This is a genomic window from Mesorhizobium sp. WSM4816, assembly GCF_055811535.1.
On sequence record NZ_JBVVQR010000038.1, the window covers coordinates 38,330 to 57,179 of the forward strand.

21 protein-coding genes are annotated in these 18,850 nt (G+C 62.1%); 11 read left to right on the plus strand and 10 right to left on the minus strand.

What is annotated here, in order from left to right:
- Window positions 1–55: 55 nt before the first annotated feature.
- Window positions 56–985 carry a glutaminase gene (locus AC0L3H_RS27715; RefSeq protein ID WP_473587593.1) on the minus strand — a complete coding sequence of 310 codons (930 nt, stop codon included), beginning with the start codon at window positions 983–985 and terminating at the stop codon, window positions 56–58.
- 4 nt (window positions 986–989) lie between these two features.
- Window positions 990–2,138 carry a pyridoxal phosphate-dependent aminotransferase gene (locus AC0L3H_RS27720; RefSeq protein ID WP_473587594.1) on the minus strand — a complete coding sequence of 383 codons (1,149 nt, stop codon included), beginning with the start codon at window positions 2,136–2,138 and terminating at the stop codon, window positions 990–992.
- Between the two features lie 207 nt (window positions 2,139–2,345).
- Between AC0L3H_RS27720 and AC0L3H_RS27725 the strand changes: the two genes are divergently transcribed.
- The 6 genes from AC0L3H_RS27725 (at window position 2,346) to aat (ending at window position 7,899) form a co-directional block, all read left to right on the plus strand.
- The gene (locus tag AC0L3H_RS27725) at window positions 2,346–3,740 is read left to right on the plus strand and encodes a M48 family metalloprotease (RefSeq protein ID WP_473587595.1); all 1,395 of its coding nucleotides are present in this window, start codon (window positions 2,346–2,348) and stop codon (window positions 3,738–3,740) included.
- Between the two features lie 118 nt (window positions 3,741–3,858).
- Window positions 3,859–4,662, plus strand: a complete 804-nt coding sequence (locus AC0L3H_RS27730; RefSeq protein ID WP_473587596.1) for a DsbA family protein — start codon at window positions 3,859–3,861, stop codon at window positions 4,660–4,662.
- 307 nt (window positions 4,663–4,969) lie between these two features.
- Window positions 4,970–5,404 (plus strand): type II 3-dehydroquinate dehydratase, encoded by a 435-nt coding sequence (aroQ, locus tag AC0L3H_RS27735; RefSeq protein WP_031254564.1) that lies wholly within the window; start codon window positions 4,970–4,972, stop codon window positions 5,402–5,404.
- 26 nt (window positions 5,405–5,430) lie between these two features.
- Window positions 5,431–5,889, plus strand: a complete 459-nt coding sequence (gene accB / locus AC0L3H_RS27740; RefSeq protein WP_473495173.1) for an acetyl-CoA carboxylase biotin carboxyl carrier protein — start codon at window positions 5,431–5,433, stop codon at window positions 5,887–5,889.
- 19 nt (window positions 5,890–5,908) lie between these two features.
- Window positions 5,909–7,252, plus strand: a complete 1,344-nt coding sequence (gene accC / locus AC0L3H_RS27745; RefSeq protein WP_473587597.1) for an acetyl-CoA carboxylase biotin carboxylase subunit — start codon at window positions 5,909–5,911, stop codon at window positions 7,250–7,252.
- Between the two features lie 29 nt (window positions 7,253–7,281).
- Window positions 7,282–7,899 carry a leucyl/phenylalanyl-tRNA--protein transferase gene (gene aat, locus AC0L3H_RS27750; protein ID WP_473587598.1) on the plus strand — a complete coding sequence of 206 codons (618 nt, stop codon included), beginning with the start codon at window positions 7,282–7,284 and terminating at the stop codon, window positions 7,897–7,899.
- A 25-nt stretch (window positions 7,900–7,924) separates the two neighbouring features.
- Here the strand turns inward: aat and AC0L3H_RS27755 are convergent, their stop codons facing one another.
- From AC0L3H_RS27755 to AC0L3H_RS27765, 3 genes are all read right to left on the minus strand, one after another.
- The gene (locus AC0L3H_RS27755; protein ID WP_287234631.1) at window positions 7,925–8,293 is read right to left on the minus strand and encodes a hypothetical protein; all 369 of its coding nucleotides are present in this window, start codon (window positions 8,291–8,293) and stop codon (window positions 7,925–7,927) included.
- A gap of 118 nt (window positions 8,294–8,411) precedes the next feature.
- Entirely contained in the window at window positions 8,412–9,011 is a 600-nt protein-coding gene (locus AC0L3H_RS27760) for a DUF2155 domain-containing protein (RefSeq protein ID WP_473587599.1), read from the minus strand.
- A gap of 293 nt (window positions 9,012–9,304) precedes the next feature.
- Window positions 9,305–9,703, minus strand: a complete 399-nt coding sequence (locus tag AC0L3H_RS27765) for an NADH:ubiquinone oxidoreductase subunit NDUFA12 (protein WP_473587600.1) — start codon at window positions 9,701–9,703, stop codon at window positions 9,305–9,307.
- 252 nt (window positions 9,704–9,955) lie between these two features.
- On the opposite strand from AC0L3H_RS27765, the gene panB reads away from it, so the two are divergent.
- Window positions 9,956–10,798: a 3-methyl-2-oxobutanoate hydroxymethyltransferase gene (panB, locus tag AC0L3H_RS27770; protein WP_473587601.1), complete on the plus strand. Its 843-nt coding sequence runs from the start codon at window positions 9,956–9,958 to the stop codon at window positions 10,796–10,798.
- Between the two features lie 13 nt (window positions 10,799–10,811).
- On the plus strand, window positions 10,812–11,663 hold the full coding sequence (gene panC, locus AC0L3H_RS27775) for a pantoate--beta-alanine ligase (RefSeq protein ID WP_473587602.1): 852 nt from the start codon (window positions 10,812–10,814) through the stop codon (window positions 11,661–11,663).
- 152 nt (window positions 11,664–11,815) lie between these two features.
- Here the strand turns inward: panC and AC0L3H_RS27780 are convergent, their stop codons facing one another.
- From AC0L3H_RS27780 to AC0L3H_RS27800, 5 genes are all read right to left on the minus strand, one after another.
- Complete coding sequence (locus AC0L3H_RS27780) at window positions 11,816–12,268, minus strand: phasin (RefSeq protein WP_027154463.1); 453 nt, start codon at window positions 12,266–12,268, stop codon at window positions 11,816–11,818.
- A gap of 256 nt (window positions 12,269–12,524) precedes the next feature.
- Window positions 12,525–13,013, minus strand: a complete 489-nt coding sequence (locus AC0L3H_RS27785) for a GNAT family N-acetyltransferase (RefSeq protein ID WP_473587604.1) — start codon at window positions 13,011–13,013, stop codon at window positions 12,525–12,527.
- 4 nt (window positions 13,014–13,017) lie between these two features.
- Window positions 13,018–14,517 carry an Asp-tRNA(Asn)/Glu-tRNA(Gln) amidotransferase subunit GatB gene (gene gatB / locus AC0L3H_RS27790; protein ID WP_023798169.1) on the minus strand — a complete coding sequence of 500 codons (1,500 nt, stop codon included), beginning with the start codon at window positions 14,515–14,517 and terminating at the stop codon, window positions 13,018–13,020.
- Window positions 14,518–14,860: 343 nt separating this feature from the next.
- Window positions 14,861–15,292, minus strand: coding sequence for a CBS domain-containing protein (locus AC0L3H_RS27795; protein ID WP_023798170.1), 432 nt, complete (start codon window positions 15,290–15,292; stop codon window positions 14,861–14,863).
- A 101-nt stretch (window positions 15,293–15,393) separates the two neighbouring features.
- Window positions 15,394–16,152: a rhomboid family intramembrane serine protease gene (locus AC0L3H_RS27800; RefSeq protein ID WP_473587603.1), complete on the minus strand. Its 759-nt coding sequence runs from the start codon at window positions 16,150–16,152 to the stop codon at window positions 15,394–15,396.
- 419 nt (window positions 16,153–16,571) lie between these two features.
- On the opposite strand from AC0L3H_RS27800, the gene AC0L3H_RS27805 reads away from it, so the two are divergent.
- From AC0L3H_RS27805 to AC0L3H_RS27815, 3 genes are all read left to right on the plus strand, one after another.
- Window positions 16,572–17,210 (plus strand): PAS domain-containing protein, encoded by a 639-nt coding sequence (locus AC0L3H_RS27805; protein ID WP_091591271.1) that lies wholly within the window; start codon window positions 16,572–16,574, stop codon window positions 17,208–17,210.
- A gap of 117 nt (window positions 17,211–17,327) precedes the next feature.
- Window positions 17,328–17,945, plus strand: a complete 618-nt coding sequence (locus AC0L3H_RS27810; RefSeq protein WP_027154470.1) for a PilZ domain-containing protein — start codon at window positions 17,328–17,330, stop codon at window positions 17,943–17,945.
- A gap of 262 nt (window positions 17,946–18,207) precedes the next feature.
- A complete protein-coding gene (locus AC0L3H_RS27815; protein WP_023798174.1) occupies window positions 18,208–18,816 on the plus strand; it encodes a transglutaminase-like cysteine peptidase in 609 nt (202 codons plus the stop codon).
- Window positions 18,817–18,850 lie beyond the last annotated feature (34 nt).

Consider the following 18,850-nt stretch of genomic DNA (forward strand, 5'->3'; position numbering starts at 1 on the left):
CCCGCGCTGTCCTGTCGACAGCGCGGGATTTTTCTTGTCTGAAGCGGGCAAATCTCTATGGCGCGAAAACCGACCACTTCATCATCTTCGCCAGCCTTTCCAGCGCAATCGACCCCAGCCTGGAATTGCCGTTGGCGTTGAGGCCGGGCGACCAGACGGCGAGCGAGGCCACGCCCGGCACGATTGCTAAAATGCCGCCGCCGACGCCGCTCTTGCCCGGGATGCCGACGCGGAAGGCGAAATCGCCGGAGCCGTCATAGTGGCCGCAGGTCAGCATCATCGCGCCGATGCGGCGCGCGCGCTCGGCCGACACCACGGAATGGCCAGTCGCCGGGTTCTTGCCGCCATTGGCGAGGAAGCGGCCGGCCAGAGCCAGTTGCCGGCAGCTCATCGCGATGGCGCAATGGTGGAAATAGACGCCCAGCGCCAGATCCGGCGCGTGGCTGAGATTGCCGAAGGATTTCATGTAGTTGGCGAGCGCCAAGTTGCGAAAACCGGTGGCTCGTTCCGAAGCCGCGACCTCGCGGTCGATGATGATGGTCTCGTCGTCGGCCAGGAACTGGATGAAGCGCAGGATCTCGCCGATCGCCTCGCGCGGCTGGTGGCCGGCGAGCAGAATGTCGGAAATGACGATGGCGCCGGCATTGATGAACGGATTGCGCGGAATGCCGTTCTCGTGCTCGAGCTGGACGATCGAGTTGAACGGGTTGCCCGAAGGCTCGCGCCCGACACGCTGCCACAACGCGTCGCCGACATTGCCAAGCGCCAGTGTCAGCGTGAACACCTTCGAAATGCTCTGGATCGAAAACGGCTCATCGGCGTCGCCCGCCATCAGCACGCGACCGTCATTGGTCACCGCGGCAATGCCGAACTTTTTCGGATCGACATTGCCGAGCTGCGGAATGTAGGTCGCGACGTCGCCGCGATCGGTGCGCTCGGCCATTTCGGCGGCAATCTCGGTCAAAGCCTGCTCGAGGTCCGGCATCGCGCTATCTCAGCCAGCGTTCGATGCGCATCATCGCCTCGACCATCTCGTCGTGGCTGCCGGCATAGGAAAAGCGCATGGCTCGATGACCTTGAAGCGGATCGAAGTCGCGACCGGGCGTCGCCGCCACATGCGCCTCGGCCAGCATCTTGCGCGCGAAGGCCATGCTGTCGTTGGTGTGCCTGGTGACATCGCAGAAGGCGTAGAACGCCCCGTCCATCGGTGCCGCCAGGGTAAAGCCGAGTTCCGGCAGGCGTTTCATCAAAAGCTCGCGATTGCCTGCGTAGCGCGCCTTCACCGCCTCCAATTCCGCGGTTGCCTTGAACGCCTCGATCGCGGCGATCTGGGACAGTTCGGGCGGTGAGATGTAGAGACTCTGGGCGATGCGCTCGACCGGCCGCACCAAGGGTTCCGGCAGCACCATCCAGCCGATGCGCCAGCCGGTCATGCAATAGTATTTCGAGAAGGAATTGATCACCGTCACGTCAGGGCCGCAGGCAAGTGCTGTGCTGTCCGGCGCAGCGTAAGCCAGCCGATGGTAGATCTCGTCGGAGATCACGGCGATGCTGAGCTCTTGTGCCGTCGTCACCAGCGCCGACAACTCGTCGGCGGGGATAATCGCCCCGGTCGGATTGGCCGGGCTGGCAAACAACACGCCCTTCAGCGTCTTTTCGCGATGCGCAGCCTTCAGATGCTCGGCGTGGAGATAGGCATCACCGTCGAGCTCGATCTCGACGATCTCGATGCCGAGCGCGGCCATGATATTGCGATAGGCCGGATAACCGGGTGCGGCGATGGCGACACGGTCGCCTGGATCGAACATCGCCAGAAATGCCAGGTTGAAGGCGGCCGACGATCCGGTGGTGACGGCGATCCGACCGGGTGAAACGGCCAGCCCGTAGTGGTCGGCATAGTGCTGCGCGATAGCCTCGCGCAGGCCCGCAAGACCCAATGCGTCGGTGTAGCCGATGCGCCCCATCTTCAATGCCTGCGTTGCCGCTTGCCTGACTCCGGCCGGCGCCGGATCGGACGGCTGGCCAACGGCCATGGAAACGACCGGCACGCCCTTGGCCTTCAGCCGATTCGCTTCCGCCAGAACGTCCATGGCGTGGAACGGCTCGACGTCGCCGCGACGCGAAAGCGATACAACCATTTGACCTCATTTCCTTGTTCGCCCTTGGGTCCGCCCATTGGGTCAGCCCTTTGAGATCGCCCATGGGCCGGCGCTTGCCGGCTGCCGGCGCCGCGCTTTGGCGTCCCGCGCCGCACAAATGCCCGATTGATGTGAGGTTCACAAGTTCAGTAAAGTTTCAGTGCCGACTTTTCATCCTTCACCCGCTCGTCTACCAGTGGACCTGCCATGTTGAGCCGACCCAAATCGACGATAGCCAGGGCAGCGCGCGCCTTCGCGACGCTTTCGCTTGCCGCGACGGTCGCTGTGACCGGCACGGTCAGCGCTTTTGCGCAAAATGTGCCGGTGGTGCGCGATGCCGAGATCGAGGCGCTGGTGCGCGCCTATGCGCGGCCGATCTTCAGGGCCGCGGGCCTGCCGGAAGACGGCGTCGACATCGTGCTGGTCAACGACCAGAGTTTCAACGCCTTCGTTGCCGGGTCCCGCCTGTTCATCAACACCGGCGCCCTGATGTCGTCGGAGACGCCCAACGAGATCATCGGCGTCATCGCCCATGAAGCCGGCCATATCGCCGGTGGCCACCAGCATAAATTGCGCAACCAGCTCGAACGCGCCAAGACGATGGCCATCATCGCGACGCTGCTTGGCGCCGGTGCCATGGTTGCCGGCGCCACCAGCAAAAGCCGGGGCCTGGCCGGCGCCGGCATGGGGGTTGCAGCTGGCGGCGGCGAGATGGCGCAGCGCAGCATCCTCGCTTATCAGCGCACCGAAGAGATGACCGCCGACCGCTCGGCGATAACCTATCTCAATGCCACCGGCCAGTCCGGCCTGGGCATGCTGAAGACCTTCGGCCGCTTTCAGAGCGCACTTTCGCTGTCGGGGGCGCAGGTCGACCCCTACCGGATCAGCCATCCGCTGCCGCGCGAACGCATTGCCAACCTCGAAGTCCTGGTCAAAAAAAGCCCCTACGTCGAAAAGGTCGATCCGCCGGCGCTGCAGCAGCGGCACGACATGATGCGCATCAAGATCGCTGCCTATATGGGAGGTCAGGCCGCCGCATCGCGGCTGATGCGCAAGATGCCGGGAAGCCTCGCCTCGCAATATGGCGACGCGCAGACGAGCTTCCTTTTCGGCAATCTGGCCGGGGCGCTTGCCAAGACCAACGCGCTGATCAAGGCACAGCCGAAGAACCCCTATTTCCAGGAATTGCGCGGCGACATCCTGATGAAGGCGAACAAACCGAAGGCTGCCGCGGAAGCCTATGCCAAGGCGGTCAGCCTCGACCCAGCGCGATCCGGGCTGCTGCCGGTTTCCTACGGCCAGGCGCTGATGGCAGTCGGCACGCCCGATTCCCTGGAGAAAGCGGTGGTGCAGATCAACAAGGGTCTCGCGCGCGACCGAGAAAACGCCGTCGGTTACCGCCATCTTGCGCAGGCCTATGGCGAGCTTGGCAACATTCCGGCCGCCGACCTTGCGACCGCCGAAGGCCATTTCTATTCTGGCGCCTACAAGGATGCCAAGATCTTCGCAATGCGCGCGCAGATGAAAATGAAGCGTGGCGAGCCGGGCTGGATCCGCGCGCAGGACATCATAAACTACGCACCATCAGGCAAGAAAAAGTGAACCTTCCGGCCGTGCGCGGCGACAAGTAGTTGGACCAATCGGGTAGTCGAACCAATCGGGTAGTCGGGCCAATCGGATCGGACAACCCGGCCGGAAACCAGGCAAGAGGATCAGGATGATGAAGAAGGCAATTCTGCTGGGCACCACGGGCGTGGCGGTCGCTCTCGCCATGCTGGGTTTCGGGTTCGTGACCGGAAGTCCGCAGACGGCAAAGGCCGATGCCGCGCAGATCGCCCAGGCAGCCTCCCCCGACACCAAGATCGACCGGGCTGAAGTCGAAGGCATCATCCGCGACTATCTGCTGAAGAACCCGGAAGTGCTGCTGGAAGCTCAGGAGGCGCTCGAGGCCAAGCAGAAGGAGGCGCAGCGCGTCGCCAGTCTCGACGTCATCAAGGATGCCAAGGACCAGATCTTCAACTCGGCCTTCGACGGCGTCGTCGGCAATCCGAACGGCAAGGTCACCATCGTCGAATTCTACGACTACAATTGCGGCTACTGCAAACGCGCCATGGAGGACATGCAGACGCTGACGACAGCCGATCCGGATCTGCGCTTCGTGCTCAAGGAGTTCCCGATCCTCGGCCCGGATTCGCAGAAGGCAAGCGTCGTCTCGATGGCCTTCCACCTGATGATGCCGGAGAAATACGGCGAGTTCCACAACGCGTTGCTCGGCGCCCAGGGACGCGCCACCGAAGCGGCGGCCATCAAGGTAGCGCTTTCGCTCGGCGCCGACGAAGCGACGCTGCGCGAGAAGATGAAGGATCCGTCGATCGCCGAGGCCCTCTCCAAGACCTATGATCTTGCCAACAAGCTGGCCATCACCGGAACGCCCTCCTATGTGGTCGGCAACGAGGTGGTGTTCGGTGCGCTCGGCCAGGACGTGCTGGCGAAGAAGATCGAAGCGGCCAAGGCCGCACTCTGATCGGCGGCTGGCTTTCTGCGCAAGCCATTTTCCGCCTGTTGTGGACAGCGAAAGAACCCACTTGCGCTCTTTTCGCAGGCGTCTAAGCCCATTATAGAGGCCCGGTGCGCCGACTGATGCCGGCGCTGATGTGGTGGATTTGAAGTTCCTGCTGCTTTGGCGGCTTGAGCGTTCAGGAACTTTAAATCCACCACATCAGAAATGTATAAATTGCCAGTGTGGCTTTGAAGCCGAAATTCGTTCAAAGCGCTGCTCCAAGGTATTGCGAATTTCGGATTCGAAACCACACCGGGAAAAGGTCGGCATTTTGAAAACGGTTTTCGTCCTGAACGGTCCCAACCTCAACGCGCTCGGCAAGCGCGAGCCGGGCATCTATGGCGGCAAGACGCTGGCCGCGATCGCCGACGATTGCAAGCAGGCAGGTGCGGCACTTGGGCTCGAGATCGATTTCCGTCAGTCGAACCATGAGGGCGACCTCGTCGACTGGATACAGGAAGCCGCCGACAAGGCTGTCGGCATCGTCATCAATCCGGGCGCCTACAGCCACACCTCGATCGCCATTCACGACGCCATCCGCTCCGTCGCGCCATTGCCCGTCGCCGAAGTTCATCTTTCCAACATCCATGCGCGGGAATCATTCCGCCACGTCTCCATGGTCTCGCCGGTCGCCGTCGGCGTGATCTGCGGGTTCGGGCCGCTCGGCTACACACTGGCGCTGCAGGCGCTGGCCGCACGCCTATGACCGGCCAACAAACAGAAGGCTCGAAAATGTCGATAAAAAAGAATGGTGTTGACCAGCAGCTTATCCGCGATCTGGCGGGCATACTGAACGACACCAACCTCACCGAGATCGAGGTCGAGCTGGGCGACTTGAAGGTGCGTGTGTCGCGACAGGCGCCGGCCGTCCATGCGGTCGCCGCAACGCAGCCCGCCTATGCGCCGCCGGCAGCGCAGCCGGCTGGCGCAGCCGCCCCGGCAGCGGCCGACGTGTCCAAGAACGCAGTGGCCTCGCCCATGGTCGGCACCGCCTACCTGGCGCCATCGCCCGACGCCAAGGCGTTCATCGAAGTCGGCCAACAGGTCAAGGAAGGCCAGACGCTGCTGATCATCGAGGCGATGAAGACGATGAACCAGATCCCCTCGCCGCGTGCCGGAACGGTGACGGCGATCCTGTTCGAGGATGCCCAGCCGGTCGAATATGGCATGCCGCTCGTCGTGATCGAGTAGAGCCGGGAACAGCCGAAAAATGTTCCAGAAAATCCTCATCGCCAATCGCGGCGAAATCGCTCTGAGGGTGCTGCGCGCCTGCAAGGAGCTCGGCATCCAGACGGTGGTGGTGCATTCCACCGCCGACGCCGACGCCATGCATGTGCGTCTCGCCGACGAGAGCGTCTGCATCGGCCCGCCGCCGTCGCGCGACAGCTATCTCAACATCCACCAGATCGTCGCGGCGTGCGAGATCACCGGTGCCGACGCAGTGCATCCGGGCTACGGATTCCTGTCGGAGAATGCCAAATTCGCCGATATCCTCGCCGCGCACAACATCACCTTCATCGGCCCGTCCGGCGATCACATCCGCATCATGGGCGACAAGATCGAGGCCAAGCGCACCGCAAAGCGCCTCGGCATTCCGGTGGTGCCCGGCTCCGACGGGGCGGTCACCGAGGAAAAGGACGCCAGACGCATCGCCGCCGAGATCGGCTATCCCGTGATCATCAAGGCGTCGGCCGGCGGCGGCGGACGCGGCATGAAGGTGGCGCGCAGCGAAGCCGATCTTGTGGTCGCACTGCAGACGGCGCGCTCGGAAGCCGGTGCCGCTTTCGGCGACGACGCCGTCTACATCGAGAAGTATCTCGAAAAGCCGCGCCACATCGAGGTCCAGGTGTTCGGCGACGGTGCCGGCCGCGGCGTGCATTTCGGCGAACGCGACTGTTCGCTGCAGCGCCGCCACCAGAAAGTCTGGGAAGAGGCTCCCTCGCCGGCGCTCAATGCCGAGGAGCGCGCGCATATCGGCGGCGTCTGTGCCAGGGCGATCGCCGATCTCGGCTACTCCGGCGCCGGCACCATCGAATTCCTCTATGAGAACGGCGAGTTCTACTTCATCGAGATGAACACGCGCCTGCAGGTCGAGCATCCGGTGACGGAGGCAATCACTGGCATCGACCTCGTGCACGAGCAGATCCGCGTCGCCTCGGGCGGCGGGCTTTCCATGCGCCAGGAAGAGATCCGCTTTCAGGGCCACGCCATCGAATGCCGCATCAATGCCGAGGATCCGCGCACCTTCACCCCCTCGCCCGGCACGATCACCCACTTCCACACGCCGGGTGGCCTCGGCATCCGTGTCGATTCCGGCGTCTATTCCGGCTACAAGATCCCGCCTTACTACGACAGTTTGATCGGCAAGCTGATCGTGCACGGCCGCAATCGCGTCGAATGCATGATGCGGCTGCGGCGGGCGCTCGACGAATTCGTCGTCGACGGCATCAAGACGACGCTGCCGCTGTTTCGCGATCTCGTCGGCAATGCCGATATCGCCAATGGCGAGTATGACATCCACTGGCTGGAAAAATATCTGGCCGATGAGGATTAGGACCTGAACTTATAGAATATAATGATGCGATGACCCGTCCTTACGCGCCAGGCTATCGCATCCCGACCGACCTGTTGCTCAAGGCCTACGCCTCGGGCGTCTTTCCGATGGCCGAAAGCGCCACCGATCCGGAAGTGTTCTGGGTGCGGCCGGAGACGCGCGGCATCATCCCGCTGGATGGTTTTCACACGCCCAAAAGCCTGAGGAAGTCGATCCGGAAAAACCTGTTCGATATTCGTTTCGATTTTGATTTCGAGGCGACCATCGACGGCTGCGCCGAGAGGCGCGAGGAACGCCGGTCGACCTGGATCAACGCGCCGATCCGCGAGGCCTATGTCGAACTGCATCGGATGGGCCATTGCCATTCGGTCGAAGCCTGGCGCGAGGGTCGGCTGGTTGGCGGCCTCTACGGCGTGTCTCTTGGCCGGGTGTTCTTCGGCGAAAGCATGTTCGCCAGGGAAACGGACGCGTCGAAGGTCTGCCTGGTGCACCTGGTCGAACGCCTGAAGGATCGACACTTCGCCTTGCTCGACACGCAGTTCACCACCGAGCACCTCAAACGCTTCGGCGCGATCGACGTGCCAAGGGGCAAATACGAAAAGATGCTGGCCGACGCGCTGAAGGGCGAGGCGGTGTTTTTCCCATGATCTGCGCCAAAGGTCGGGTTTTTGGTCAGGTTTTTGCGGCAGGCTCAAGCGGCGTCTGCGCGTGGAACATCATCTTCCAGCCATTGACGCGATGGACATAGCCGGTGCTGACCAGCGCCGCATAAGGCTCGCCATTCTCGCGCGTGGCATGGGCCTCATAAGTCAGCATGACAATGTCGCTGCCCGGCTCGATGATGCCCTTGAGGTCGATGTCGAGATCGCGCCAGCGATTTAGGCCCGTCGCGGTTTCGGCCAGATCGGCGTTGCTCATCGTTTGCGCCATCTGTGGGAAAGCCACCAGGCATTTGGTGTCGGCATTGGCTTTGAAATAGGCTGCGTCGCCGGTCCAGAACCCTTTTTCGAGATCGAGGAGTTCGTTCTTGTTGGCCATCATGGGAACATCTCCGTAACGCCAGCCATGACCAACGCACGGAGAAAAAGGCGGTTCCGGAAGGCTCAGTAGGGATCCCGAACAGGCGATCCCGCACGCCAGGCATTATAACTGGTCTTGGCTAATTGGTTTTGGCCGCGTCGGGTGCCGGCACTACCGACTTCTGCTTGCAGCCCTTCAGCCAGACGTCGTAGACGGCGTGCTCGACGGCGTTGAGGCCGGGGCTTTCGGCAAACATCCAGCCGGTGAAGATACGGCGGATCTTGCGATCCAGCGTGATCTCGTCGACCTCGACGAAAGAATCGGTCTTCGGCTCTTCGGTTTGCGGCTGCGAATAGCAGATGCGCGGCGTCACCTGCAAAGCGCCGAACTGCACCGTTTCGTCGATATAGACATCGAAGGTGATGATGCGGCCGGTGATCTTGTCGATGCCGGCGAATTCGGCGACAGGATTGGTGATGCGTTGTGGTGCGGCCGGTGCCGCCGGCGCCACTGTCGCATCCGGTTCCACTGTCGCATCCGGGTCCAATGGCGGTGCAGCCGGGTCCACTGGCGCCTCCGGTTCCACTTGCGCCTCCGGCTCCATTGGCGCCTCAAATTCCGTCGGCGCCCCCGGGTCCACTGGCGCCTCCAGCGTCTGAGCGGCGGCGATGCTAAAAGCCGCAAAAGCGGTGGCGGCCACCGTCAGTCCGCCTATCGAGATTCGGCTGAAAATGCTCATGTTGGGATCCGGTGGTTTGCGCCCGGGGTGATTCTGTCGCGCCCAAGGCTAGTCGCTGCTGTCAGATCGACAAGCTGCTAAACGCCAATTGTGGCGATAAAGGATCGATCCGCCCTTGGCGAGCGGTTAGAGACCGTTTGGAAACTCTACTCTGGCGGCCATCTGACGGCACTTTCTGCGCTTACCTACAGCGCCGCGCGTCCTTTCGACGCGCGGCGCTCTAATGTCCGCTCCGCGCCGGTTCTCGAAACCACCACCATATGACTCGCCAGAGCGAATTTCGAAACCGTCTCTTACGACCCCGGCGTCCAGGCGTCGTAATCGCCGGTCACCTGCGGGCGGTGCTGATTGCTGAGTATGGAGCCCTTGGGGCGATAGGCCGCGACACTTCCGGTGAGGTTCGGCTGATGCGGCTTCTGCCAGTCGCGTGGCTTGTAGGTGTCGCTCGTCGGCGGGACATCGAAGCGGTGATGCATCCAGCCATGCCAGCCGGGCGGAATCATCGAGGCTTCCGAATAGTCGCGATAGATGACCCAGCGGCGGGTGCGGCCTTCCGAATCGACACCACCCTCGTAGTAGACGTTGCCAGCCTCGTCCTGCCCGACTTTCTTGCCATGCCGCCAGGTGTGGAAGCGCGTGCCCAGCGTCTGGCTGTTCCACCAGGTGAAAAACTGCAGAAGGAAAGTCTTCATCCAAAATCCCCGTGGCAAATCCCCGCGGTGGCGACAGCGGCGGCGCCTGTTTCCTGCTTATGGCGTCAGGCCATCGCCAAGGCAAGGGTTTTGCCGCATGAGCCCGTGCAAATGGCCGTCGGAAAACCGACGCATCGTGGCAAGTCTTTCGCGTCCTGTCGAGGCATGCCTTGCCAAGGCTGCCTGGTCTTTCTAAAGCTCAGCGCGCCGCATGCAGGTACCCAGCCTGATTGACGGTTGAGGGAGGGAATGATGGCCCCAGACGCATCCGGCGCCGATCCGCGGATCAGTGCCAGCTCCATTCGCCTGCGCAAGGGCGGCGAGCCGATCGTCTGCCTCACCGCCTATACCTATCCCATCGCTCGCCTGCTCGACGATCATGTCGACCTGCTTCTGGTCGGCGACAGCGTGGCCATGGTTCTCCATGGCCACAAGACCACGCTGGGCGCCTCGCTGGAGATGATGATCGCCCACGGACAAGCGGTGATGCGAGGGGCAGCCAGGGCCTGCGTGGTGGTTGACATGCCGGCCGGAAGCTATGAGGCAACGGCGCGCCAAGCCGTCGCCTCGGCGCGGCGGATTGTCGGCGAAACCGGTTGCCAGGCCGTCAAGCTGGAGGGTGGCGTCACAGTTGCCCGACAGATTGCGGCGATTGTCGCTGCCGGCATTCCGGTCATGGGACATATCGGCTTGCAGCCGCAATCGGTGGAAAGCGACGGCGGCTACAGGATCAAGGGCCGGACCGACGAGAATGTGGCTGCGCTTTATCGCGACGCCGAAGCGGTCGAAAAAGCCGGCGCGTTTTCGGTGGTCATCGAAGGCACCGTCGAGACCGTCGCCGCCGACCTCACCCGGCACATTTCCATTCCAACCATCGGCATTGGCGCCAGCGGCGACTGTGACGGCCAGATCCTGGTCATCGACGACATGGTCGGCCTGACCGTCGACCGGGTGCCGAAATTCGTCAAGCAATATGCCGACCTGCGCAGCGTCATATCGCAAGCGGCAGCCAGCTATGCAGCGGAGGTGCGCAGCCGGACATTCCCCGGCTCGAGCCACGTTTATTTGGCCGCAGCCGACAAGAGCGAACCGTGAGCCGGGGCGAAGCATGAGCGGACCTCTCGTCATCGACAGCGTCGCCGCCCTTCGCGCGCAAATCCGCGACTGGCGTCGCGATGGCCTCAGCCTTGCCATGGTGCCGACCATGGGTGCGCTGCATGACGGCCATATCTCGCTGATCAGGATCGCGCTGGAGAAGGCCAATCGCTGCGTCGTCTCGATCTTCGTCAACCCGACCCAGTTCGCGCCGAGCGAAGATCTCGACAAATATCCGCGCCAGCTCGGCCGCGACCTCGACCGGCTGGCCGAGGCCGGCGCACAACTTGCCTTCACCCCTGGTGTGGCGCACATGTACCCGGCCGGCTTCGCCACCAGGATCTCGGTCGGCGGGCCAGCCGCCGGGCTGGAATCGGATTTCCGGCCGAGCTTCTTCGACGGCGTCGCAACCGTCGTGGCAAAGCTCTTCCTGCAGGCGTCGCCCGACTGCGCGGTCTTTGGCGAAAAGGATTATCAGCAGCTTTGCGTCGTCAGGCAGCTCTGCAGCGATCTTGATCTGCCGGTGGACATCATCGGCGCGCCAACAATACGCGACGCGCATGGCCTCGCCATGTCGTCACGCAACGCCTATCTCGGCGAAACCGAACTCGCGGTGGCGCGCCAGCTCAACGCCATTTTGCGCCGAACGGCGGCGGCACTCGCGGCAGGCGCGGATGAAGGCAGCGCGACCGCCGAGGCCAGCCGCGCGCTGGTCGAGGCCGGCTTCGAAAAAGTCGATTATGTCGCGGCGCGCGAGAGCCTGACGCTCGCCCCGTGGCGGCCAAACCGCGACGGACGCCTGCTCGCAGCCGCCTGGCTGGGCAAGACCCGGCTGATCGACAATGTGGAAGTTCCCTCCGCCTGAAGCGCGTGCCGTTTGGATGGATTCATGCGACGCGCTTCAAGTTGTTGCTTTGATGCATGTCGTTATTGCAAAACCGCTTCGCACCCTCGGTTCAAGCCCGAGGGCGTGCTTTTGCGCGACATGCCTTAGGGCCAATCAGGCATCAGGGCCAATCAGGCGACCTTGAGATCCTTCATCGCCTTCTCGTAGACATCCTTGATTGGCTTGGATACGTCTTCAGCGGCTTTCGTCGCCGCCGCCTGAAGCTCCTTGCTCTGCTCGACCGTCTTTTCCACCTGCTTGCGCAAGAAGTCTGTCTGCAGCTCGACGAACTCGGAGGGCGATTTCACGGTAACCAGGGCTTCGAGGTGAGAAAAGCTGGCCTCAACATTTGCGCGCAAAGCGGCGATCGTCTTCAGCGACAGCTCATTGCTGGCGGTCTTGGCTGTTTCGAAGGATGACTCAAGAGCCTTCTGGGTCGCCTCGGCGCCGGTCGCCAATTTCGATAAGGCTTCTTTCGATTGCTCGACGCCCTTTTCGGCGACGGCGCGGAACTGATCGGTTACCTCGGTCTGGACTTCTGCATTCTCAACGTTTTCAGCAGTTTTATCAGCGGTCTTGGTCATAGTTTCCATCCTTTGCGGTGGGCGGCCTTTGTAGAAAGGCCGTCTCGTTCATCTAGAACCTGACGTTACGGCATCTGCAGTGCATTGCAATATTTTTGTGCGTCGCACCATGCTTTTTTGCCCCAGCGTTAGCCACTGGTGAATTTCGACCTGCGGGCGTGTTTTTTGCGGACCGCGATTCCGCAATTCAGCCCGCAAACGACCGGCGCAGCCCCGTAAAAACGCAACTGACTGCGACCTGTCAGGCCAGGCAAATCTATTCGATCGCCTTTTCCAAAATCAGCGCCGGCAGCCCTGAGCCACCGCCACAGTCAGCAGTGTTCCCGGCCGGCAAAAACCCTTTCGAGCGATAGAAGGCGACGGCGGGAGCATTTGCCTCTTCCACTTCGACACGCAGCGTCCGCGCCTCGGGAAAGCTGGCCTCGACCTCTTCCAGCAGCGCCTGGCCGATCCCTTGCCTCTGGCAGGCCGGATGCACGTAGAGCTGGTTCAGCATGACGATCCTCGCATCCGTGGTGGCTGCGGCGAACGCCATGCCGCCAATGCGCTTGCCGTCGTCTGCGACCAGGAATTCGGAGTTCGGCCGTATCAGCCGCGCCTTGAGCGAGGCGATCGAATGCCATTCATCGGTTATCTCAGCGACTTTGGCAGCACCATAGATGGCGTCGTAGGTGGCGTGCCACGTTTCGACCAGCAGCGCCCGGACCGCGGCAAGATCGCGCTCGCCAGCGGTGCGAACGAACATCATCCTATTCGATCCCGAGCTTGGCCTTGACGAGGTCGTTGACGGCCTGCGGATTGGCCTTGCCGCCAGTCGCCTTCATCACCTGGCCGACGAACCAGCCGGCCATGCTCGGCTTGGCGCGCGCCTGCTCGACCTTGTCGGGATTGGCTGATATCACCTCGTCGACCGCCTTTTCGATGGCGCCGGTGTCGGTGACCTGTTTCATGCCGCGGCTTTCGACCAGCTGGCGCGGATCGCCGCCTTCGTTCCAGACGATCTCGAACAGATCCTTGGCGATCTTGCCGGAGATGGTGCCCTCTTTTATCAGGTCAATGACCGCGCCGAGCTGATCGGGCGAAACCGGAGCATTTTCAATACCCTTGCCAGCTCTGTTCAAGGCACCGAGCAGATCGTTGATGACCCAGTTGGCGGCAAGCTTGCCGTCGCGACCAGCGGCCACCTTCTCGAAATAGTCGGCGACCGCCTTTTCCGACACCAGGATCGAGGCGTCGTAGGTCGACAGGCCGAGCGAGGAGATCAGCCGCGCCTTCTTGGCGTCGGGCAGTTCAGGCAGATCCTTTGCCAGCGCATCGACATAGGCCTGGTCGAATTCCAGCGGCAGAAGGTCGGGATCCGGGAAATAGCGGTAGTCGTGCGCTTCTTCCTTGGAACGCATCGAGCGCGTCTCGCCCTTGTTGGGATCAAACAGCCGCGTTTCCTGGTCGATCTTGCCACCGTCCTCGAGGATGGCGATCTGGCGGCGCGCCTCGTAGTCGATGGCCTGGCCGATGAAGCGGATCGAGTTGACGTTCTTGATCTCGCAGCGCGTGCCGAATTCGCCGCCGGGCCGGCGCACCGAGACGTTGACATCGGCGCGCAGCGAGCCTTCGTCCATATTGCCGTCGCAAGTGCCGAGGTATCGCACGATGGTGCGCAGCTTGGTGACATAGGCCTTGGCCTCGTCGGCGGATCGCATGTCGGGCTTGGAGACGATCTCCATCAGCGCCACGCCGGAGCGGTTAAGGTCGACATAGGACATCGTCGCATGCTGGTCGTGCATCGACTTGCCGGCATCCTGCTCCAGATGCAGGCGCTCGATGCCGACCTCGATGTCCTCGAACTCGCCCTGCCGGTCGGGACCGACGGAGACGATCACCTTGCCTTCGCCGACGATCGGCTGCTTGAACTGTGAAATCTGATAGCCCTGCGGCAGATCGGGATAAAAATAGTTTTTCCGGTCGAAGACCGATTTGTGATTGATCTCGGCCTTCAGCCCGAGGCCGGTGCGGATCGCCTGCTTGACGCATTCCTCGTTGATGACCGGCAGCATGCCCGGCATCGCCGCATCGACGAGGCTGACATTGGCGTTTGGCGGCGCACCGAACGCCGTCGAGGCGCCGGAGAACAGTTTTGCCTGCGAGGTCACCTGCGCATGGACCTCGAGGCCGATGATGATCTCCCAGTCGCCGGTGGCGCCTGATATCAGGCGCTTGGCGTCGGGTGTGCGGGTGTCGATGAGGGTCATGGTGGCCTGCGCGTTATCGGTGACGGAATTCACGTGAATTCGACGTTTAAAGTGAAGTCATCCGCTAATGCAAACCGCAGAAGGAGACAAGCGTGAAGCCGCAGGCTGGTGGGGCAACCGTTATTGGAAACGTTTGCGCTGCCCCTCACCTGCCTGCCGGCATCCTCTCCCCGTATAGCGACGGGGAGAGGGGCGCCTGCATCAACGATTTCGCCAATCTCCATTGTAGCAAGAAAAGCCGCCAAGGCTGCGGCCGGCCCCTTCTCCCCGTCACTATACGGGGAGAAGGGGCCGGCAGGGCGATGAGGGGCGGCGCCGACTTCGACAAAACTTGCTGGCGATCTCACGCCGTCGCGATATAGGCCCTGATCTCCGCGGCCTCGCGCTCGACATCCTCGATGCGCCGCTTGACTACGTCGCCGATCGAAACGATGCCGTCGAGCAGGCCGTCCTTTTCCACCGGCAGATGGCGGAAACGGCCACTGGTCATGATCTCCATGACCTCGTTGACGGTGTGGTTCTCATTGCAGATCTTCACCTTGGGGGTCATCGCCGAACGCACCGCGATATCCAATGCGGCGGCCCCTTCCCTGGCGAGGACCCGCACGACGTCGCGCTCGGAAAGGATGCCGACGATCTTGTGATCACCATTGGTGATGACCAGCGCACCGATCCTGTGCTCGGCCAGGATGCGAATGGCCTCGCTCAGTTTTTCGTTCGGCCCGAGCGTCAACACGTCGTGGCCCTTCTGCTCGAGAATTGCCTTAACAGTCATGGCGTCCTCCTCAGTTTTACTTGCCGGTTCCTGCCCTGACCGGCTTGCTTAGTAGTGAACATCGTGCGCCGCGATCGATTGCTTTTCAAGTGCGGCGAGGCTTAAGCGCCGAACTCATCCGCCTGCTGGCGCCGATCGAAAGCCCGCAGGCCGAAGAAGCCGGCGACGAAACCGCCAATATGAGCCTCCCAGGCGATCTGGCTGTCGATGCCGGGCGCGAAGGCAACGAGGCCGGTGGCGAGATTGATCACCATCCAGATGGCAAGAAAAGTCACAACGCCGCGCGAGCGGAACACCGCCGCCATCGGCAGCGGCGCGCCGGCGAAGGCGGCTTTGCCAGACGAGCGGTCGGTGCGGAAGCCGAAGCGCGCGGCGGCCCCCATCATGCCGGAAATCGCCCCCGATGCGCCGACCAGCGGCGCCTCGCCGAGCGGATGCACTGCCCAGAACAGCACCACCGCCGCCAGCCCCGTCGCAGCGAAGAACAGGCTGAAACGAAGCGCGCCGAAGCGGTTCGCCAGTGGTGAGCCGAAAGCCGCCAGCCACACCATGTTGACGGCCAGATGAGCAAAGCCACCATGCAGGAAGGCATAAGTGAAGGGCCGGGATAACAGGAACCAGTCGAAGCCATATTGGCCAGTATAAAGAACTGGAATGAAGGCCGCATCGTACAACAATGTCAGCAGCTGGCTTTGGCTAAGCACGTACTCCTGCATGAGATAGAGGACGACGCAGATGCCGATCACCGCCAGCACAACGGGCGGCATGTTGAACACCGGCTCGCGGCGCGGCTCCGGCTCATGGCCGACAGGTCCGCCCTTGCCCTGTTCGATTTCCGAGGGGCTTGCTGGTTCGCTCATATGGCTCGCACTCAGTCGCTGGTTTCGACTTGGCGAGCATGTAGATCACGGTCACCCGATTCACAAAGGGCGAATCGCCCCACGCAATCAAAACGGCGCGAATCAAAATTGGCGCGAATCAAAAAGAAGCCGTCCAAGGTTGCCCTTGAACGGCTGGTCGAGCCCCCATGCTCCCCCAAACTCTTGACTGAAATGCTGCCGATCGCTGCGAAACGACCGCTTCTGGAGTGGTTTTAACGTGCCACGGGCCTGGGCGGAGCGCAACGTAAACCAATTGTTAACCTTAACGGCCCCGACCCGTGAACAAGTGTTAACGATGCTGGCACGCATCCTGCTCCGCAACGCATGTAGGTCCTCGGAGGGCGCCCTTCTGTTCACCGATGGGACATCAGACGACAGATTGCGCGGAGCAGCATAACATGAACCAGAACGGATCGATCACGCTGTTCCATTATTGGAACCGGCTGCGTGACGGGCGCCCTGCCCCGAAGCGTTCGGAAGTCGAGCCGGCCGATATCAAGTCGCTGCTGGCCGACACATTCATCCTGGAAAAGGATACGCGCGGCGAAGCGGTATTCCGGCTCGCCGGCACCAGGCTTTGCGCGGTCTATGGCCGTGAACTCAAGGGGTTTTCCTTTCCCTCGCTGTGGCGCGAGAAGGACCAGCGGCTTATCTCGAAACTGATCCAGGGCGTCTTCGATCAAAAATCCGTCGTGCTCATCACCTATGAAGGTTTCAGCCGCACCGACCGTTCCAGCAAGTTCGAGCTGCTCGCCCTGCCGCTCGACGGCGGCGTCGACAATCCGCGCTGCCTCGGCGTGATAAGCGCCGCTGAAAAACCCTTCTGGCTGGGCGCGGATCCGATCGCCGACGCCCTGATCGATTCGATCCGTCTCGTCGATCCGGAGAAGGAACCGAAATTCCTCAAGAACCGGCCGGCCATCGACGTTCCCTCGCTTGTCCCGTCGGAACTCGATCCGTCCCAGACGATTTCGGCGCTCGGCCAGGCACGCCGCATCCGTCATCTGGTCGTATTCGACGGCGGGCGCGGGGAATGATCCAAAATCCTAAAGTAGCGGCGTCAGGCTTTCCCCTTTGTTAACCCGCTTCGCTGTAGCTTTCCGGCGAAGTTCCTCGCATCAACGCGCGGAATGCCAAACGGGGTGTAGGCAGTCATGAGGTCAGCGGCGGTCGACACCGCGCCGTCCCAAGCTGAAAGGCGCAACTTTCAGCGCGTCCGCGTGAAGATCTATGGACGCTTCATGCTGGAGGATCGCACCGAACATCCGTGCCAGGTGGTCGACATGTCGCCGGGCAATGTAGCGCTTCGCACCGAGCGCATCGGCATGCCGGGCGAGAAAGTCATCGCCTATATCGATCACATCGGCCGCATCGAAGGCGTCGTCACCCGTATCTTGCAGGACGGTTTCGCGATGACGGTCATCGCGTCGGAACGCAAGAAGGACAAGCTTGCAGCGCAATTGACCTGGCTTGCCAACAAGCACGAGCTCGATCTGCCGGAAGACCGCCGCCACGAACGCGTGGCGCCGCGCAATCCGACCAGCGTGCTTCAGCTCGGCGACGGGCGCCAGTACCAGTGCCGCATCATCGACCTGTCGCTTTCTGGCGCCGCGGTCGAGATCGACGTCAAGCCGGCAATCGGCATCCAGGTCATGCTGGGCACCATGCGCGGCCAGGTGGTGCGCCATTTCGAGGACGGCATCGCCATCGAGTTCGCGGTCATCCAGCGGCCGGAAACGCTCGATTCCGAATTCAACGCATCCGGCACCTGACAAACAGCGCACATTCCCCCAATCGACCGGCCCATTTCGGCCGGTTTTTTTGTTGGAACGCCGGTCAACGCAGCCTGCCACCGATGCCGCGCCAAGGCGCCGCGCCGATGTGATCCCGGCGAAAACCACCTCAACAATTTTATACTGAAATGATTCAAATTTTATGTTTATTCTATGGGCGTTTTACTTAATGTCTACTTCGGGCCTTTGCGTCGAATAAATCCAATCGTGTCATTGTCTCCTCAAACGGGGAGACTGGACGATGAAGAAGACGAGGGGCAAGCTGTTGCTCTTGGCAATGGCGACGCAGCTTACCGCCTGGGGGACAGCGTATGCAGCGGGACCTGCCTTCATGCACACCGGCAGCCGCACCACACAGCCGGTCGGCCATTACGAGTTCTGCCAGAAGATCCCGCAGGAATGCAATCAGCGGACGCCGAAGCAGGCGCCGATCGAGCTGACCCGCAAGCTGTGGGCGAAGATCGTGAGCATCAACAATTCGGTCAACAGCAGGATCGCGCCGCGCACCGATATGGAACTGTGGGGCAAGGAAGAGGTCTGGTCCTATTCCAACAGCGAATTCGGCGACTGCGAGGACTATGCGCTTGAAAAGCGCCGCGCGTTGATGAACATCGGCGTTCCGGCCGGCGACCTGCTGATGACGGTTGCGCGCCAGCCGAACGGAGACGGCCACGCGGTGCTGACCGTGCGCACCAGCCTCGGAGAGTTCATCCTCGACAATCTCGAAACCAGGGTGCTGTCCTGGACCAACACCGACTACACCTATCTGAAGCGCCAATCGAGCCAGAATTCGGGCGCCTGGGTAACGATCAACGACGGCCGCTCCGGCGCGGTTGCCAGCGTCCGCTAAGGACGCAACGCAAAAGCCCGGTCGAGCCCCACCC